Annotated in this window: 14 protein-coding genes; 5 read left to right on the forward strand and 9 right to left on the reverse strand. The window is 62.7% G+C overall.

Annotated features, from left to right (window positions below; translation table 11 throughout):
* Window positions 1–47 precede the first annotated feature (47 nt).
* From ACNPP0_RS01805 to dnaA, 4 genes are all read right to left on the reverse strand, one after another.
* On the reverse strand, window positions 48–2,033 hold the full coding sequence (locus ACNPP0_RS01805) for a WG repeat-containing protein (RefSeq protein ID WP_448704857.1): 1,986 nt from the start codon (window positions 2,031–2,033) through the stop codon (window positions 48–50).
* Between the two features lie 105 nt (window positions 2,034–2,138).
* Window positions 2,139–4,586, reverse strand: a complete 2,448-nt coding sequence (gene gyrB, locus ACNPP0_RS01810) for a DNA topoisomerase (ATP-hydrolyzing) subunit B (RefSeq protein WP_332609270.1) — start codon at window positions 4,584–4,586, stop codon at window positions 2,139–2,141.
* Window positions 4,587–4,683: 97 nt separating this feature from the next.
* On the reverse strand, window positions 4,684–5,793 hold the full coding sequence (gene dnaN / locus ACNPP0_RS01815) for a DNA polymerase III subunit beta (protein ID WP_006227714.1): 1,110 nt from the start codon (window positions 5,791–5,793) through the stop codon (window positions 4,684–4,686).
* A gap of 2 nt (window positions 5,794–5,795) precedes the next feature.
* Window positions 5,796–7,253 carry a chromosomal replication initiator protein DnaA gene (gene dnaA / locus ACNPP0_RS01820; RefSeq protein WP_104142377.1) on the reverse strand — a complete coding sequence of 486 codons (1,458 nt, stop codon included), beginning with the start codon at window positions 7,251–7,253 and terminating at the stop codon, window positions 5,796–5,798.
* Window positions 7,254–7,658: 405 nt separating this feature from the next.
* Here dnaA and rpmH point away from each other — a divergent pair, with 405 nt between their 5' ends.
* The 5 genes from rpmH to ACNPP0_RS01845 all read left to right on the forward strand — a co-directional run bounded on the left by rpmH (window position 7,659) and on the right by ACNPP0_RS01845 (window position 12,008).
* Complete coding sequence (gene rpmH, locus ACNPP0_RS01825) at window positions 7,659–7,793, forward strand: 50S ribosomal protein L34 (protein ID WP_003816025.1); 135 nt, start codon at window positions 7,659–7,661, stop codon at window positions 7,791–7,793.
* A 115-nt stretch (window positions 7,794–7,908) separates the two neighbouring features.
* Window positions 7,909–8,280: a ribonuclease P protein component gene (locus ACNPP0_RS01830; protein WP_046806088.1), complete on the forward strand. Its 372-nt coding sequence runs from the start codon at window positions 7,909–7,911 to the stop codon at window positions 8,278–8,280.
* Window positions 8,280–8,552 carry a membrane protein insertion efficiency factor YidD gene (gene yidD / locus ACNPP0_RS01835; protein WP_082134561.1) on the forward strand — a complete coding sequence of 91 codons (273 nt, stop codon included), beginning with the start codon at window positions 8,280–8,282 and terminating at the stop codon, window positions 8,550–8,552. Before ACNPP0_RS01830 ends, yidD begins: the two co-directional genes overlap by 1 nt.
* A 48-nt stretch (window positions 8,553–8,600) precedes the next feature.
* Entirely contained in the window at window positions 8,601–10,280 is a 1,680-nt protein-coding gene (gene yidC, locus ACNPP0_RS01840; RefSeq protein ID WP_448704858.1) for a membrane protein insertase YidC, read from the forward strand.
* 282 nt (window positions 10,281–10,562) lie between these two features.
* The gene (locus tag ACNPP0_RS01845; RefSeq protein ID WP_120157358.1) at window positions 10,563–12,008 is read left to right on the forward strand and encodes a catalase; all 1,446 of its coding nucleotides are present in this window, start codon (window positions 10,563–10,565) and stop codon (window positions 12,006–12,008) included.
* A 108-nt stretch (window positions 12,009–12,116) separates the two neighbouring features.
* Here ACNPP0_RS01845 and ACNPP0_RS01850 read toward each other — a convergent pair whose 3' ends face one another.
* The 5 genes from ACNPP0_RS01850 to ACNPP0_RS01870 all read right to left on the reverse strand — a co-directional run bounded on the left by ACNPP0_RS01850 (window position 12,117) and on the right by ACNPP0_RS01870 (window position 17,234).
* The gene (locus tag ACNPP0_RS01850) at window positions 12,117–12,995 is read right to left on the reverse strand and encodes an ABC transporter permease (protein ID WP_332609281.1); all 879 of its coding nucleotides are present in this window, start codon (window positions 12,993–12,995) and stop codon (window positions 12,117–12,119) included.
* Between the two features lie 16 nt (window positions 12,996–13,011).
* On the reverse strand, window positions 13,012–13,848 hold the full coding sequence (locus ACNPP0_RS01855; protein ID WP_332609283.1) for an ABC transporter ATP-binding protein: 837 nt from the start codon (window positions 13,846–13,848) through the stop codon (window positions 13,012–13,014).
* Between the two features lies 1 nt (window position 13,849).
* Complete coding sequence (locus ACNPP0_RS01860; protein WP_442880275.1) at window positions 13,850–14,887, reverse strand: ABC transporter substrate-binding protein; 1,038 nt, start codon at window positions 14,885–14,887, stop codon at window positions 13,850–13,852.
* Between the two features lie 51 nt (window positions 14,888–14,938).
* Complete coding sequence (locus tag ACNPP0_RS01865) at window positions 14,939–15,847, reverse strand: TauD/TfdA dioxygenase family protein (RefSeq protein WP_046806082.1); 909 nt, start codon at window positions 15,845–15,847, stop codon at window positions 14,939–14,941.
* A 187-nt stretch (window positions 15,848–16,034) separates the two neighbouring features.
* Complete coding sequence (locus tag ACNPP0_RS01870) at window positions 16,035–17,234, reverse strand: M20 aminoacylase family protein (protein ID WP_448704859.1); 1,200 nt, start codon at window positions 17,232–17,234, stop codon at window positions 16,035–16,037.
* Window positions 17,235–17,289 lie beyond the last annotated feature (55 nt).

Genomic DNA, 17,289 nt, shown 5'->3' on the forward strand with positions numbered 1-17,289 from the left:
GCGTGCGGGGGGGCGTGCGGGGGGGCTCGCGGGGGCGCGGCTGGGTGCTACCGCGGCGCTGCCTGCACTCGCCCGTCCGCGTGCAGATAACGCATCGCACCGTCGGCATGCATGGCCGGCACGGCCTGTCCCTGGCTCCAGCATTTCGCGATTGCGCAGGGCACGCCATGCACACCGTCCGCCGTATGCAGGGCCGCCGGCACGCCGATCCACGCATAGATCGGTTCATGCAGCCACGCGCCGTTCGCATCGGCGATGCCGATGTGCAGGCCATCCGGGCTGTGCTCGCTGGCTGGTTCCCTGGCTGGTTCGCGGGGTGGTTCGCGGGGTGGTTCGCAGGCGTGTTCCGGCGCTACCGCGCCCAGCCAGCCGTAGGTGTCGTTCCACATCAGGCCGAACAGCATCTGCTGCGTGCAGGGTAGTGTCTCGCGGCGCTCGACCATGTCGTAAACGCCTTGGAACCACTGGTTCCATTCGCCATGATCCACGCACCGCAGCACGCGTACATAGCGGCCGGCCTGGCCTGCGGGAGGTGGCGTGATGTCGGCGGGGTCGGGCGCGGGCAGCCAGATGATGTCAGCCAGATCGCCATACGCCACGGGAACGACGACATCGCCCTTGCCGTCCACGATGCCGCGACGATCGTCATCGGTCAGGACGCGTATTCGCATCGTGCCGCTTATCCACAAGCTGGCGGGATCGGACTCCGTATCCACGGGCGCCAGCCCGGCGTACAGGGCGTCCAGCACCAGGCTGCCCTGGGCGTCGATCAGGCCGCACAGGTCGCCGCGTTGCGTCACATAGGCGTGCAGCGCGTCGTCCCAGTTGATGTCGTCCCACACGGGCGCGCTGGCCCAGGCGCCGCGCCGGTCGATCAGGCCCCAGCATTCGGCTTGAAACGCGGGCGCCAGACCCCCTGGGGAAAAGTCGCCGGCTGACTCGAAAGCGGCGGGTATCGCCCACGCCCCCGACCTATCCACAAAGCCGATCTGGTCGCCTACCCGCGCCATCGCCAAGCCCTGTGAATAACTCCATACCTCGTCCAGCTGGCACAGCATCAGTTGGCGGCCGCTTGTGTCGATCAGACCCAGCTTGTCGTCTTTAAGAACGGCGGCAACGCCGTCTTCAAAACGCCAGATGGAATCGAATTGCGGGGGCAGCACCACGCGCCCGTCCTCGCCGCGTCCTTCGCGCACGCCCCACAAGTTGTCCACAGCAAAGCGATGCAGGCCATCGCCAAGGTGCGTGTCGTGGCGCATGACGGCGTGGGAGCCGTTGGAGGCGTTGTTGTCGTCGTTGTCGGGGTTGTCGGGGTTGTTGTCGTCGGAGTCGTCTTGGGCATCGGCGCCGCCCTCGACGTCGTCCTCTTCCTCATACCCGTCGAAATCTTCATAGCGCTCTCGCCGCGCGGGCTCCTGCTGATCGAAGTACGGATGCGCCAAACCGCCCAAGCCGACACGCCAAGCCCATCCGGATTCATCGTCGGCATCTTGTACGCCCAGCAAGCGCAACACTGCCGCGATATCGTCCGCCCGCATGCCGTCCTGCAAAGCCTGCCAACGATCCGCGCACAGCGTCCGCGCGTGAGGAGGCAAATACGCGTCCGCGCCATCCGCATGCAGCCATGCCAGTTCATCTAGCTCGGCGCTTATCCACAGGCAGGCCGCGCCGCCCGGCCCGGTCGGCCCAGCCCCGACTCTCCTGCCAGTTCGCACATCGATCCGTTCGTCCAGGTATGCCACCGCCGCATCCAGCTGCACACAATGCGGCGCATCGCCGCTTGCCGCGCGGCCCCGCACGAAGTCCGCCACCTGCCGCAATCGATCAAGCCCGGCTTGCGCGGGGGCGGCTAGCGCCGCCGTACCCGCATCGCCAAACACGCGCTGGGACGCATCAGCATCCCGCAAGGTTCCGTCGGCCAGCAACACCTGCCATAACGTGGGCAGATTGCCGTTGGCGGCGGCGATTTCTTCCGATGACACCTTGCGACCATCCCGTTCCGCCTGCAACGACAACCACGCGCGATTACCCATCACTGCATCCTTGAAGCACGCTGGCCGCGCGCCGTCCGCGCGTGACCCGTCAAAAAAGAAAGGCCAGCCCTTTCAGGCTGGCCTTGAACTGGCGCAGGCAAACGCTTACGCGTCGATGTTGCCCGCCGACAGCGCGTTGCGTTCGATGAACGCGCGGCGCGGTTCCACGTCGTCGCCCATCAGGGTTGTGAAGACTTCGTCCGCGGCGATGGCGTCTTCGATCTGCACGCGCAACAGGCGGCGCACCTTCGGGTCCATCGTGGTTTCCCACAGCTGTTCCGGGTTCATTTCGCCCAGACCCTTATAGCGCTGCTTCGAGATGCTGCGGTCGGCTTCGCTGCGCAGCCATTGCATGGCTTCGCGGAAGTCGGACACGGTCTGTTCCTTGCGCTTGTCGCCTTCACCGCGCGCGGCCAGCGAACGCGAACCGACCTTGCCCAGGAAGCTCTTGGCGGCCTTGGACAGGATGGCGTAGTCCGAGCCGTTGATGAAGTCGGCGTCGATGATGCTGACGCGCACGTTGCCGTGGTGCATGCGCTGCACCGACAGGCGATGGCGTTCGGTGGCTTCGTCAAATTGCGGCACCACTTCCACGCCGTTGCCGCTGACCGGGTCGCGCATGGCGTCGGCCAGGCGCTTGGCGGAATCGGCGGTGGATTCGGCCGTTTCCAGGTTGATCTCCACGCCTTCGGCCATGGCCGACAGCGCGCCCACATCGAACACCTTCGACAAGCGCGCGATGACGCCGTCGGCCGCCACGTACTGGCTGGCCAGATCGGTGAGCTCGTCGCCACGGATGATGTTGCCGCCCGAGATGATCTCGGCATCCTTCAACGCCAGTTGCAGCATGAACTGCGCTTCTTCCTGGTCGTCCTTCAGATAGCGTTCTTCGCGGCCAACCTTCACCTTGTACAGCGGCGGTTGGGCGATATACACGTAGCCGCGCTGCACCAGCTCGGGCATCTGGCGATACAGCAGCGTCAGCAGCAGGGTGCGGATGTGCGCGCCGTCCACGTCCGCGTCAGTCATGATGATGAGGCGGTGATAACGCAGTTTTTCCACGTTGAAATCAGGGCCGATGCTGGTGCCCAGCGCCGTGATCAGCGTGGCGATCTGTTCGCTGGCGATCAGGCGGTCGAAACGCGCCTTTTCCACGTTCAGCACCTTGCCGCGCAGCGGCAGGATGGCCTGGAACTTGCGGTCGCGGCCTTGCTTGGCCGAGCCGCCCGCGGAGTCACCCTCGACGATGTACAGCTCGCACAGCGCCGGATCTTTTTCCTGGCAGTCGGCCAGTTTGCCGGGCAGGCCCGCGCCTTCCAGCACGCTCTTGCGACGCGTCATTTCGCGCGCCTTGCGTGCGGCTTCACGCGCGCGGGCGGCTTCCACGATCTTGTTGCACAGCGCCTTGGCGTCGTTCGGGTTTTCAAGTAGCCACGTTTCCAGCGTGCGGGCCACGGCTTCTTCAACGGCCGGGCGCACTTCGCTGGAGACCAGCTTGTCCTTGGTCTGGCTGCTGAACTTGGGCTCGGGCACCTTCACCGACAGCACGCAGGCCAGGCCTTCGCGCATGTCGTCGCCGGACGTTTCCACCTTGGCCTTCTTGGCCAGTTCGTTGTCGGCGATGTACTTGTTGATGATGCGGGTCATCGCCGCGCGCAGGCCGGTCAAGTGCGAGCCGCCGTCGCGCTGCGGGATGTTGTTGGTGAAGCACAGCACGCTTTCGCTGTAGCTGTCGTTCCACTGCATCGCCACTTCCACGCCCACCGACACGCCACCGGCGGCCGATTCGGTGCTGACCGAAAACACGTTCGGGTGCAGCACGGTCTTGGCACGGTTGATGTATTCAACAAAGCCCTTCACGCCGCCCGAGAACGCAAAGTTCTCTTCCTTGCCGTGGCGTTGGTCCACCAGGCGGATCTTCACGCCGTTGTTCAAGAACGAGAGCTCGCGCAAGCGCTTGGAGAGAATCTCGTAGTGGTATTCGATGTTGTTGAAGATGATCGGGTCGGCCAGGAAGCGCACTTCCGTGCCCCGCATGTCCGTCGTGCCCGTCACGGCCAGCGGCGCCACGCGCGCGCCCTGGCGGAATTCCATCTGGTGGACCTGGCCGTTGCGGCGAATGGTCAGGCGCAGCCACTCGGACAGGGCGTTCACGCAAGACACACCCACGCCGTGCAGGCCGCCGGACACCTTGTACGAGTTCTGGTCGAACTTGCCGCCGGCGTGCAGCTCGGTCATGACGATTTCGGCCGCGCTGCGGTGAAATTCGTCGTCCTTGTGGATGTCCGTGGGGATGCCGCGGCCGTTGTCCGTGACCGAGATCGAGTTGTCGGTGTGGATCGTGACGACGATGTCGTCGCAATGGCCGGCCAGGGCTTCGTCGATGGCGTTGTCCACCACTTCGAACACCATATGGTGCAAGCCGGTGCCGTCGGACGTGTCGCCGATATACATGCCGGGGCGCTTGCGCACGGCCTCCAGCCCCTTGAGCATCTTGATCGAGTCAGCGCCGTAGCCGCTGGTCTCGGGAGTGGTGTTCTGCTGATCTGACATGTCTGGTTCGATAACGCTTTAAAGAACGGCCTGGCGGCCGGACCGCCCGCGAGCCCTCAGGCCCGCAAGCGGCACAAACCCACAAGAGGGGTGCGGATCAAATCCGCATGGGCATGACGACGTACTTGAACTGGTCGTCTTCGGGCAGGGTGATGAGCGCCGATGCATTGGCATCGGGCATGACCGACCACTGGATATTGTCGACTTTCACGTTGGCCAGCACATCAAGCAAATAGCCCACGTTAAAGCCCACGTCCAATGCTTCATGGCCGTAGTCGATGTCGATTTCTTCCTGCGCCTCTTCCTGCTCGGCGTTGGAAGACGAGATCTTCATCTGGTTCTGCGCAAGTTGCAGGCGCACGCCCTTGAACTTGTCGGTGGTCAGGATGGCGGCGCGCTGCAGGCTGCCCTGAAGCGCTTCGCGGCCCACCATGAAGTGGCGCGTGTAGTTCGTGGGAATTACACGCGTGAAATCGGGGAACTTGCCTTCGACCAGCTTGGACACCAATTCCACGTCGCCGAAACGGAAGCGGATCTGGCCCGGCGCCACATCAATGGAGACCACTTCGTCGGAGTCTTCCAGCAGGCGCTGCATTTCCAGCACGGTCTTGCGCGGCACGATCACTTCGTGGCGTTCGGCGATGCCGTCGGCTTCCGTCGAGCAATGCGCCAGGCGGTGACCATCGGTGGCGACGGCGCGCACACGACCCGGTTCAAACACCAGCAGCATGCCGTTCAGGTAGTAACGGATGTCTTGTTGCGCCATGGCGAAGTGCACCATGTTGAACAGATGGCGCAGCGTGCGTTGCGGCATGGTCAGCGAGACGTCCCACTGCTCGGGCTGAGCCACGGTGGGGAACTCGCTGGCGGCCAGCGTCTGCAACGCGAAGCGGCTCTTGGCCGACTGCACCGACAGCTTGTTGCTGGCCAGCGCCAGGCGCACGTCGCCGGTGTCCGGCAGCGCTTTCAGGATGTCGAGCAGCTTGCGCGCGGCAACCGTGGTGGACTCGTTGTCCTGGCCCACGCCGAAGTCGGCGTGCGTGGTGATCTGTACTTCCAGGTCGGTCGCAATGAAGGCAACCTTGTTGCCTTCCTTGCGCATCAGGATGTTCGCAAGAATGGGCAGGGTATGGCGTCTTTCGACGATGCCCGCCACAGTCGACAGCGGTTTCAGCAATGCATCGCGTGTGGTTTGTACGAGTTGCATGTTCATCCTTTTAGAGTTTGTTCCAACACGTGCAGGGTATGGTTGAGCTCCGCTTGTTTTGCGCGGGCGTCGGAAATCTTGCGTACGGCATGCAGTACGGTGGTGTGATCGCGCCCCCCGAACAGATCACCGATTTCCGGCAGGCTTTTCTGCGTCAGCTCTTTGGCCAGGTACATCGCAACCTGACGCGGCAAGGCGATATTGGCGGGCCGGCGTTTCGAGTACATGTCCGCGACCTTGATCTTGTAGAAATCCGCCACCGTCTTCTGGATGTTTTCCACAGTGATCTGGCCGTTGGACACGGACAGCAGGTCTTTCAGGGCTTCCTTGCAGACATCCACCGTCAGCACGTCGCGACCGTGGAAGCGGGCGTAGGCCAGGACCTTGCGCAGCGCGCCTTCCAGCTCGCGCACGTTGCTGCGCAGATGCTTGGCAATGAAGAAGGCCACTTCCTCGGGCATGGGCACGCCTTCGGACTCGGCCTTGCGCAGCAGAATCGCCACGCGCATTTCGAGCTCGGGCGGCTCGATCGCCACCGTCAGGCCGGAGTCAAAGCGCGAGATCAGGCGGCTGTCGATGCCCGACAGTTCCTTGGGGTACGTATCGCTGGTGATGATGATCTGCTTGCGCTGCGCGACCATCGCTTCGAACGCGTAGAAGAATTCTTCCTGCGTGCGGTTCTTGCCGGAGAAGAACTGGATGTCATCGATCAGCAGCAAGTCCAGCGAATGGTAGTAGCGCTTGAAGTCGTCGAACGCCTTGCGCTGGTACGCCTTCACCACGTCGGACACGTATTGATCGGCATGCACATAGCGCACCCGCACGCCGGTGCCGGCAGCGACCATCGCGTTACCGATGGCGTGGATCAAGTGGGTCTTGCCCAGGCCCACGCCGCCATACAGGAACAGCGGGTTATAGGACGTGCCGGGGTTCTCGGCCACCTGCAACGCCGCGGCGCGCGCGAGCTGGTTCGCCTTACCCGTCACGAAATTCTCGAACGTGAGATCCGTATTCAGGCGCGAACGCTCGTACACGATGTTGGCTGCGTCGGCGTTGACCGCCTGCGCAGCCACCGTGGTGGCGGGCGGGGGAGGGGCGGCCGTAGCCGGGGCCTGCATGGGCGGCGCGCCGCCCGCGGGCTGTGCAGCGGACAGGTGTGATTGATCGGGCTGCGGTGCACGCACGGGCGCGACCGGCATGCGCGGGGCGGCTCCATGAGAAGGCAACTCGAACAAGACCTGTACCGGTCGCTTGAACCACTCCGCGGCCAACGCTTCGATCTGGTGGGAAAAGTTCTTGCGCACCCAATCCAGCTTGAAGCGGTTGGGCGCGGCAACGCGCAGCACCGCCTGCGTTTCGTCGTACGCAAGCGGGACCAGCGGTCGTATCCACGCGCTGATTTGTTGGGGGGGGAGTTCCTGCTCAAGACGACTGACGCAGGTCTGCCAGAATTCTTTCATGTCGCTCTTATTCAAACCTCGATTCTACCTTGCCTGGGCTGGGGTTATCCACAGGGTAGGACATAAGCGTCTACACTGCCCAGGCTTAACTGTTTGACAAGACAGGGAAAACTTGCTGAAATGGTGGGCTTTTCCGAATTCTGTCTGTCAGAAGGTTTCACAGAGAGCTTAGCCGGAGTTGTGGCAAGTACCCTCCTTTCATAGGTTTGGGCGCTTACTGCACTGTCCGGTTTTTAGCTTTGCTGAATAGGTCGCCTGGGGAGAAATCCCTTGTCCAGAGCCCCGTCTATGCGTTGTTTTTTGCACCTGTTGCAAAAATGCTCACTAGATACCCGCTTCTGAATCCGCGACCTGGAACCCTCCGGGCAGGTCCCTTCTGACTTTTGTTCTTTTTGTGGATCGTCCATGAAACGTACCTACCAACCTTCCGTCACCCGCCGCAAGCGCACCCATGGCTTTCGCGTGCGCATGAAAACCCGCGCTGGCCGCGCCATCCTGAACGCCCGCCGCGCCAAGGGCCGCAAGCGTCTGGCTGTCTAAGTTCTGGTTTTCCGGTTCCTTTCCGGAAAAACCTGACTATTTGCACGGACCGGCCATATTGCAAGACCTCTCGCAATCTCGTTCTGGTTCCGCGCAAACGCCTGACCCGCAGTCCATGCCGCGCTCCACGCTTCCCCCGGAGGCGCGGCTGCATCGCCCCTCCGAGTTCGCCGCTGCCCTCAAAGGCCGGCGTCTTGCTCGAGGGGCGTTATTCATTGTGACTTCGGCTCCCAATGATCTGCCCCCCGGCCAGGATGCCTGTGCCCGACTGGGGCTGATCATCGCCAAGCGCTTCGCCGCCCACGCCAGTACGCGCAACGCCATCAAGCGGGTCATCCGCGAAGCGTTCCGCCACCGGCGTCTGGCGTTGCCGGCGAAGGACTACGTCGTGCGTTTGCATAGCAAAGTCGCGCCCACATCGCTGACCTCGCTAAAACGCTTGGTCAGAGCAGAAGTGGACGCTCACTTTGAGCGGATCTTGCGATGATTTTCAAAGCACTGCTTATTCTTCCGATTCGGTTCTACAGGTTCTTCCTGAGCCCCTGGATCGGCAGGCAGTGCCGTTTTACCCCCACTTGCTCGGCGTACGCGATTGAAGCAATCGAACGCCATGGCGCCTGGCGCGGCTTTTGGTTGGCGGTCCGGCGTATAGGCCGTTGCCATCCATGGTCGCCCGGCGGCTGGGATCCGGTTCCGCAATCTAAGGGAACCAATGGCCCCCCGTGCTGTTCCCACAGCCACCGCACCGAGCACGATTGACGCTAAACTGGCGGGCTTTGCTGGCCCGTATTCACTTCAGTAGGCACCATGGATATCCGACGAACCGTCCTCTGGATGATTTTTTCCTTTTCGCTGTTGCTCCTCTGGAACAACTGGCAAATCCATAACGGCAAGCCGTCCCTGTTCGGGGGCCCGACGCCCGCGGCCAGCACGGCTGAACCGCAGGCCGGCGCCAATAACGCCACGCCTTCGGTGCCCAGCGCCCCCACCTCCACGGCCACCGCGCCGTCGGCCGTGCCCGGCGCCGCCGCACCCGCTGCCGCGCGTTCGGAAGAAGTCGTCATCACTACGGACGTGCTGCGCCTGACGTTCGACACCATGGGCGCCCAATTGGTGCGCGCCGAGCTTCTGAAGTACCCGGCAACCGGCCAGGCCGACAAGCCCACCGTGCTGCTGGACCGTTCGGCCGGCCTGAACTACGTCGTGCAGTCCGGCGTGGTCGGCGCGCCCAATGGCCAGAGCTTCCCCACGCACCAGACGCCTTTCCGCGTCACGTCCACCGAACGCCAGATGACCGGCGACAACCTGGTTGTGTCGTTCGAAGGGGAATCGGGCGGCGTGAAGGTCACCAAGACGTTCACCCTGCACAAGGGCCGCTACGACATCGACGTGCGCCACGACCTGGCCAACGTCGGTTCCGCCCCCGTTACGCCCTCGCTGTACCTGCAGCTGGAACGCGACGGCAACGACCCGGCCGACACGTCCAGCTTCTATCACACGTTCACCGGTTTCGCCGTCTACTCCGAGCAGGACAAGTTCCAGAAGAGCACGTTCAGCGACATCGAGAAGAAGAAGGCTAACTACATCAAGCAGGCGGACAACGGCTGGATCGCCGTGGTGCAGCACTACTTCGCCACTGCCTGGGTGCCGCCGCAAGGCAAGCCGCGCACGAACGAACTGCTGGAAGTGCAGAAGAACCTGTACGCCGCCCGCAGCATTGAAGCCGTTGGCGAAATCGCCCCCGGTTCCGCCTCGCGCGTGGACTCGCACCTGTGGGTCGGCCCGCAAGACCAAAAGGCCATGGCGGCGCTCGCCCCCGGCCTGGAACTGGTGGTGGACTACGGTTGGCTGACCATCATCGCCAAGCCGCTGTTCACGCTGATGACCTGGCTGCACTCGTTGCTGGGCAACTGGGGCTGGACGATCGTTGCGCTGACCGTGCTGATCAAGGCCATCTTCTACCCGCTGGCCGCCGCAAGCTACCGCTCGATGGCCCGCATGAAGCAAGTGGCCCCGCGCCTGCAGGCCCTGAAGGAAAAGTTCGGCGACGACAAGCAGAAGCTGAACGCCGCCATGATGGAGATGTACCGCACCGAAAAGATCAACCCGCTGGGCGGCTGCTTGCCGATGGTGGTGCAGATCCCGGTGTTTATCTCGCTGTACTGGGTGCTGCTGGCCAGCGTTGAAATGCGCGGCGCGCCGTGGATTCTGTGGGTCCATGACCTGTCGATCCGTGACCCGTACTTCATTCTGCCCGCCATCATGATGGCCACCATGTTCCTGCAGATCAAACTGAACCCGACGCCCCCGGATCCCATCCAGGCCAAGGTCATGATGATCATGCCGCTGGTGTTCGGCGGGATGATGTTCTTCTTCCCGGCCGGTCTGGTGCTGTACTGGTGCGTGAACAACACCCTGTCGATTGCGCAGCAGTGGTCCATCACCCGCGCCATGCAACGTAAGACCGAAGCGGCGGCAAACCGGTAAAACCGATCTGCCCGAGCTTTGACGTCTGAAAAAAACCGGCCCCTTGCGGCCGGTTTTTTTATGCGCGCCAGGCGCCCGACGCCCGAACCTGTTCCTGGAGATGAGTCCATAGTCGATAGGTTTTAGTAATCGACAATGCTGTTTCAATCAACTTCACAAATGCAACCTTGGCCCCTATGATGTGTCCCACATACTGCCCAGCGTCCCGTGCCGGGCAGTATCCACAACACAGCACGGGCCCGCAGCGGCTCGCGCCTTCCAGAATTACGTACGGAGTGTGCTATGACCGACAAGAAGAATCTGACCACCGCCTCAGGCGCCCCGGTGGCAGACAACAACAACACGCTCACCGCCGGCCCGCGCGGCCCCGCGCTGTTGCAGGACTTCTGGCTGATTGAAAAACTGGCCCACTTCGACCGCGAACGCATCCCCGAACGCGTGGTTCACGCCAAGGGCTCCGGCGCCTACGGCACCTTCACCGTCACGCATGACATCTCGCGCTACACGCGCGCCAGCATCTTTTCGCAGGTCGGCAAGCAAACTCCGCTGTTCCTGCGCTTTTCCACCGTGGCCGGGGAACGCGGCGCGGCGGACGCCGAACGCGATGTGCGCGGCTTTGCCATCAAGTTCTACACGGATGAAGGCAACTGGGACCTGGTCGGCAACAACACCCCGGTCTTCTTCATCCGCGACCCGCTGAAGTTTCCCGACTTTATCCACACGCAAAAGCGCGATCCCAAGACCAACCTGCGCAGCGCCACCGCCGCCTGGGATTTCTGGTCGCTCAGCCCTGAATCGCTGCACCAGGTCACCATCCTGATGAGCGACCGCGGCATTCCCGCCAACCTGCGCCAGCAGCACGGCTTTGGCTCGCACACGTTCAGCTTCGTCAACAAGGACGGCGAACGCTTCTACGTGAAGTTCCACTTCAAGTCGCAGCAGGGCGTGGTCTGTATGAGCGACGAAGAAGCCGCCCAGGTCGTCGCGCATGACCGCGAAAGCTCGCAGCGCGACCTGTTCGAGAACATCGAAAACAAGAACTTCCCGAAGTGGACGCTGAAGGTGCAGATCATGCCCGAGGCCGAAGCCGCGACGTATCACATCAACCCGTTCGACCTGACCAAGGTTTGGCCGCATGGCGACTACCCGCTAATTGAAGTGGGCGTCCTGGAACTGAACAAGAATCCCGAAAACTACTTCGCCGAAGTCGAGCAAGCCGCCTTCACGCCGGCCAATATCGTGCCGGGCATCGATTTTTCGCCGGACAAGATGTTGCAGGGCCGCTTGTTCTCATACGGCGACACGCACCGCTACCGCTTGGGAATCAATCACCATCAGATCCCGGTGAACGCGCCGCGCTGCCCGTTCCACAGCTTTCACCGCGACGGCGCCGGCCGTGTCGACGGCAACGTGGGCGGTACGCTGAACTACGAGCCCAACAGCGCCGGCGAGTGGAAGGAAACGCCGTCCGCCGGCGAACCGCCGCTGGCACTGGACGGTCAGGCCGCGGCACGTTGGAACCATCGCGTGGATGACGACTATTACTCGCAACCGGGCAACCTGTTCCGCCTGATGACGCCGGAAAAGCAAGAGCTGCTGTTCGGCAACATCGGCCGCCATATGGCGGGCGTGCCGGAAGAAATCCAGCGCCGTCAGCTGGAACACTTCAAGAAGGCCGATCCGGCCTACGCGGCGGGCGTGGCCAAGGCGCTGGGTCTGACGCTGTAACGCGACAAGGCGACAAGGCGACAAGGCGACAAGGCGACAAGCCTGGAAAGCTGCCATTCCGTGGCACAAGAAAAAAGGGCGGTTCCACACGGAGCCGCCCTTTTTGTTTCAACGTTGCATGCCCCAGCGCCGCACCGTCAAACGCTCCAACGTGTCGAACGCCAGGTTTTCCACAAGCAGGCCGATAACCACCACCGCGGCCAGCCCGGCGAACACGCGATCTGTGTATAACTCGTTGCGGTTCTGAAAGATGTACCAGCCCAAGCCGCCCTTGCCGCTGGACGCGCCAAAGACCAGTTCCGCGGCAATCAAGGTGCGCCACGCGAATGCCCAGCCGATCTTCAGCCCGGCCAGAATCGCTGGCAGCGCGGCCGGCACCAAAATCTGCAACACATACCGCAACCCCGTCAACCCGTAATTGCGACCGGCCATGCGCAGCGTTTCAGACACGCCCAGAAAGCCCGCATACATGTTCAGCGCCAGCGCCCACAGCACCGAGTGGATCAGCACGAACACCAGGCTGCCTTCGCCCAGGCCGAACCACAGCAGCGCCAGCGGCAGCAGCGCAATAGCCGGCAGCGGGTTGAACATGGCCGTCAACGTGGACAGCAGGTCGCGGCCGAAGCGGGTGGATACCGCCAGCGTGGTCAACACAAAGGCCAGCACCACGCCTGCCAGATAGCCCTGCACCAAGACGCGCAACGACTGACCGGCGCGCGCCAGTAGTTCGCCATTGGCAATGCCCTGTACAAAAGCCTGCGCCGTTTGCCAGGCGCCGGGCAGCAACAGGTCGTTGTCGGTGTAGCGCGCAGCCAGTTCCCACACGCACGCCAGCAACGCCAGGATGAACGTCTTGCGCAAGGCGGCGTGCTGCCACAGCCGCTCTTGCCAGGGCAGGGGCGTCTCGGCTGTCTGCGCAGGCAAGGGCGGCAGGTCGTATTCCACTTCAGGGCGAATCGGGGGTGTGGCGGCGTGTAGCGTATTCATCGATTGTGCCCTTGCCTTAAGCCGCCGCGCGCTCGGCCACCGCCGGAGTCGACACCGGTGATTCGAACAAGAGGTCGTGGATACGGCGCGCGGCGGACTGGAAGCCGGCAGAGCCCTGCGTCTGCAAGCCATAGGCGTGCGCATTCAGTTCCGCCCGCACCCGGCCGGGGTGGGGTGACAGCAGCAGCACACGGCTACCCAATACCAGCGCCTCTTCGATTGAATGCGTGACGAACAGCAGCGTGAAGCGCACGTCTTCCCACAGCGCCATCAACTCTTCCTGCATGCGTCGCCGCGTCAGGGCATCCAGCGCAGCAAAGGGCTCGTCCATCAGCAATACGCGCGGTTGCATGGCCAACGCCCGCGCAATCGCCACGCGTTGCTTCATGCCTCCGGATAGTGTGTGCGGATAGGCGTCGGCAAAGCCGGCCAGGCCCACCTTGTCCAGGTAGTGCATGGCCCGTTCGTCCGCTTCCCGCCGACCCAGCCTGCGCGACGCCACCAACGGGAACGCCACGTTCTGACGCAGGGTTTTCCAAGGCGGCAACTGATCAAATTCCTGGAACACGACGATGCGGTCAGGACCCGGCCCCGACACGGTATGCCCGTCTATCGCGATGCGGCCTTCGGTGGGCGGGATGAAGCCGGCTATGGCCTTGAGCAGCGTAGATTTGCCGCAACCCGACGGCCCCAGCAGAATGAAGCGATCCGCCGCATGCACGTCAAAACTCACTTCGTGCGTGGCGCGCACGCGCCTTTCACGCGTCTTATATTCGATCGTCACCTTATCCACAGCCAGCAAGGGCGACGCTTTTTGAACGTTATCCACAGGGCCGGGCGCGATCAATGACATGTCAGCTTCCTTGCGCGGTCACCGCGTCGTCGAAGAAGTAGTCGCGCCAGCTGGCCGGCGCGTTCTTGATGGCTCCCACCTGATGCATGAATTGCGCCAGTGCGTACGTGTTCTGCGGTTCCAGCTTGAATTGCACGTCGGGGTTCTTGATGACCTTGATCAGAAACTCGCGGTCCTGTTTGGCGCCCGTCACACGCAAGTACGTGTCGGCGGCCTTCTCGGGATTGGCGGCGGCGAACTCGGCCGCTTCTTTCAATGCTGCCTGGAACGCCTTGTACGTCTTGGGGTTGTCGCGACGGAATTTCTCGGTGGCGAACAACACGGTGGACGAACTGGGTCCGCCCAGCACGTCGTAGGAATTGAGCACGATGCGCGCCTTGGGATTTTCAGCCAGCTCTTGTTCCTGGAACGGCGGGTTGCCGAAATGCCCGGTGATTTCGGTGCCCCCTGCAATGATGGCGGCGGCGGCATCCGGGTGCGGCAACGCCACGGAAATCTTGTCCAGCTTGTTGAATTGCGCGTCGCCCCACAGCTTGGCCGACGCCAGCTGCAACACGCGCGACTGCACCGATACGCCCACCGCGGGCACCGCGATGCGGTCCTTGTCGGTAAAGTCGGCAATGGTTTTCACATTGGGGTTGTTGGTGACCAGGTAATAGGGAAAGTTGCCCAGCGACGCCACGCCCTTCACGTTCTGCTTGCCGCGCGTGCGGTCCCAGATCGTCAGCAACGGTCCCACGCCTGCGCCCGCGATATCCACAGCCCCGGACAACAGCGCATCGTTCACGGCCGAGCCCCCTGACAGCTTGGCCCATTCAACCGAGATATCCACACCTTCGGCCTTGCCATGCTTTTCGATCAGTTGCTGGTCACGCGCGACATTCAGCAGCAGGTACACAATGCCGTATTGTTCCGCGATGCGGATGCGCCCTTCGGCCAGGGCTGGCGTGGGCGAGGCCAACGCCAACACCGCCAAGATCAACGCCAAGCCCGCCCCGGTAGCGGTTTGGATCAGACGATCGCGAAGTGCGGATGACATGCGCATGGTGTTCCCTGTGGATAAGTGCTTTGTGTCGACGGAAGCGCGTTTTCAGAACGGCACATCGCCTTCGATGGTCGTGCGGTACAGCTTTCGGCGCAGGTGGTCCGGCGTGCCGCCCGCCAGATGGATCAGCGAACGGTTGTCCCAGAACACCAGATCGTGTGGCTGCCACCGGTGGCGATAGATGTGTTCCGGGCGCACGCTATGCGCAAACAGTTCCGCCAGCAACGCGCGGCTTTCGTCTTCGGGCAGTCCGACGATGCGCGTCGTGAATCCTTCGCTGACGAACAACGCGCGACGACCGTTTTCGGGATGCGTGCGCACGACCGGATGCACCACCTCTTGCACCTGCGCAATCTGTTGCGCGCTAAGGTTGGGCCGCCAGTTGCCTTCTTTTTGCAGCTGCCCGTACTGCGCCAGGTACGAGTGCACGGCCCGCTTGCCGACGATGGCATTGCGCAACGCGGCGGGCAGCGTGTCATACGCCAGGTGCATGTTGGCGAACAAGGTATCGCCGCCTTCGGAGGGCAATTCCTGCGCGTGCAGCAACGAGCCCAGGCTGGGCAATTCCTTGTACGAAATATCCGAATGCCAGTACTTGCCCGCGTCCCCCAGGCCAATCGGCTTGCCGTCTTCCACGATGTTGGACACGGTAAGGATTTCGGGATGGCCGGGCAGATGAAACTGATGCAGCACATGGATCATCAACGGGCCAAAGCGGCGGCTGAAATCGATATGCTGTTGCGGGGTGATGCGTTGGTCGCGGAACACCAACAGGTGGTGGTCCAGATGCGCCTGATGCACGCGAGAGAAGTCCGCCGTGGTTAGCGCCTGAGACAGATCCAGGCCAATGAGCTCCGCGCCGACGGGGCCGGGCAGGGGCTTGATATCAAATGACTGCGCCCGAAGGGCGGGGGCGGCGTCTACTTCGCGCCGCAGGGCGTTGCTCTGGGACATCGATCGCTCCGTGTTGCCTTGCGGCCTATCTGGAACGATCGATTATGGAAACCGCGCCTTGTATCTCAAACGAAGTTATCGGCGTTTGATCAAAGCTGCACGTCATATAGAAAAAGCCGCGAGACAAAGGCTCGCGGCTTCATGCCCGCCGTCTATTAGCAAATAGCCAATCGGTTATTGGCGCGCCTTACGCGGCCGGCAAATAGGCCTCGACCAGCTTCACCCAATACGTCGCGCCCACCGGCAACAACGCGTCGTTGAAGTCATAGTTCGGGTTGTGCAGCTGGCACGGACCCATGCCGTGATAGCTTTCCATGCGGTGATCGCCATCGCCGTTGCCCAGGAACAGATACGCGCCGGGGATCGCTTCCAGGAAGAATGAAAAATCTTCCGCGCCCATGAAAGGCGGCATGTCGCGCAGCACGTTTTCCGCGCCGAACGCGTCTTCGGCCACCTTGGCCGCAAAGGCCGTTTCGTTTTCCCAGTTCACCAGCGGCGGATAGGCGCGCACGAAATCCAGCTCGCCCGTGCCGCCATAAACCTGCGGCAAGGTCGTGGCGATGCGGCGCATGTCGGACTCGATCTTGTCCAGCGTTTCCACCGAGTACGTGCGCACGGTGCCGCGCAGCACGGCTTCGCCGGGAATCACGTTATAGGCATCGCCCGCGTGAATCTGCGTGATCGACAATACCGCCTGTTCCAAGGGGTTCTTGCTGCGCGAGATCACCGTCTGCAAGGCGTGCACCATGTCGGCCGCCACGATGATGGGGTCAACCGACGCGTGCGGTTGCGCGGCGTGGCCGCCTACCCCCTTGATGACGATGTCCCAGCGGTTGCTGGAGGCCATGGTGGGCCCGGCCCGGAAGCCGAACTGGTTGACCGGCATGCCCGGCATGTTGTGGATGCCGAATACGGCGTCGCACGGGAATTTGTCGAACAGCCCGTCCTGCATCATGGCGCGCGCGCCGGCGTTGCCGCCTTCTTCGGCCGGCTGAAAAATGAACACGACGGTGCCGTCGAAATTGCGATGCGTGGACAGGTATTGCGCCGCACCCAGCAGCATGGCGGTGTGTCCGTCATGGCCACAGCCGTGCATGCGGCCGCTGATGGTGGACTTATGCGCGAAGCGATTGTGCTCCGGCATGGGCAGCGCGTCCATGTCGGCGCGCAAGCCGATCGTCTTCTTGCCGCTGCCGCCGCGCAATACGCCGACCACACCGGTCTTGCCCAAGCCCGTGTGCACTTCCAGGCCCCACGCACGCAAGCGTTCCGCTACCAGACTGGACGTGCGCGTCTCTTGGAAGGCCAGTTCGGGATGGGCGTGGATATCCCGCCGCAAGGCGGTCAATTCGCCGTGCGCGCGTTCGATTTCGTCTATGGTTTTCATGGCGTTTGAATGAAGAATTAGGGGATTCAGATACGGCTTTCAATCGCTCAATCGC

The organism is Achromobacter semiaridum (genome assembly GCF_053543755.1).

Coding starts and splice junctions, on each gene's coding strand:
- ACNPP0_RS01860 (WP_442880275.1), bottom strand. CDS start 14,887: ATGTCATCCGCACTTCGCGATCGTCTGATCCAAACCGCTACCGGGGCG.
- gyrB (WP_332609270.1), bottom strand. CDS start 4,586: ATGTCAGATCAGCAGAACACCACTCCCGAGACCAGCGGCTACGGCGCT.
- yidC (WP_448704858.1), top strand. CDS start 8,601: ATGGATATCCGACGAACCGTCCTCTGGATGATTTTTTCCTTTTCGCTG.
- ACNPP0_RS01850 (WP_332609281.1), bottom strand. CDS start 12,995: ATGAATACGCTACACGCCGCCACACCCCCGATTCGCCCTGAAGTGGAA.
- ACNPP0_RS01845 (WP_120157358.1), top strand. CDS start 10,563: ATGACCGACAAGAAGAATCTGACCACCGCCTCAGGCGCCCCGGTGGCA.
- ACNPP0_RS01830 (WP_046806088.1), top strand. CDS start 7,909: ATGCCGCGCTCCACGCTTCCCCCGGAGGCGCGGCTGCATCGCCCCTCC.
- ACNPP0_RS01870 (WP_448704859.1), bottom strand. CDS start 17,234: ATGAAAACCATAGACGAAATCGAACGCGCGCACGGCGAATTGACCGCC.
- ACNPP0_RS01865 (WP_046806082.1), bottom strand. CDS start 15,847: ATGTCCCAGAGCAACGCCCTGCGGCGCGAAGTAGACGCCGCCCCCGCC.
- rpmH (WP_003816025.1), top strand. CDS start 7,659: ATGAAACGTACCTACCAACCTTCCGTCACCCGCCGCAAGCGCACCCAT.
- ACNPP0_RS01805 (WP_448704857.1), bottom strand. CDS start 2,033: ATGGGTAATCGCGCGTGGTTGTCGTTGCAGGCGGAACGGGATGGTCGC.
- dnaN (WP_006227714.1), bottom strand. CDS start 5,793: ATGCAACTCGTACAAACCACACGCGATGCATTGCTGAAACCGCTGTCG.
- ACNPP0_RS01855 (WP_332609283.1), bottom strand. CDS start 13,848: ATGTCATTGATCGCGCCCGGCCCTGTGGATAACGTTCAAAAAGCGTCG.
- dnaA (WP_104142377.1), bottom strand. CDS start 7,253: ATGAAAGAATTCTGGCAGACCTGCGTCAGTCGTCTTGAGCAGGAACTC.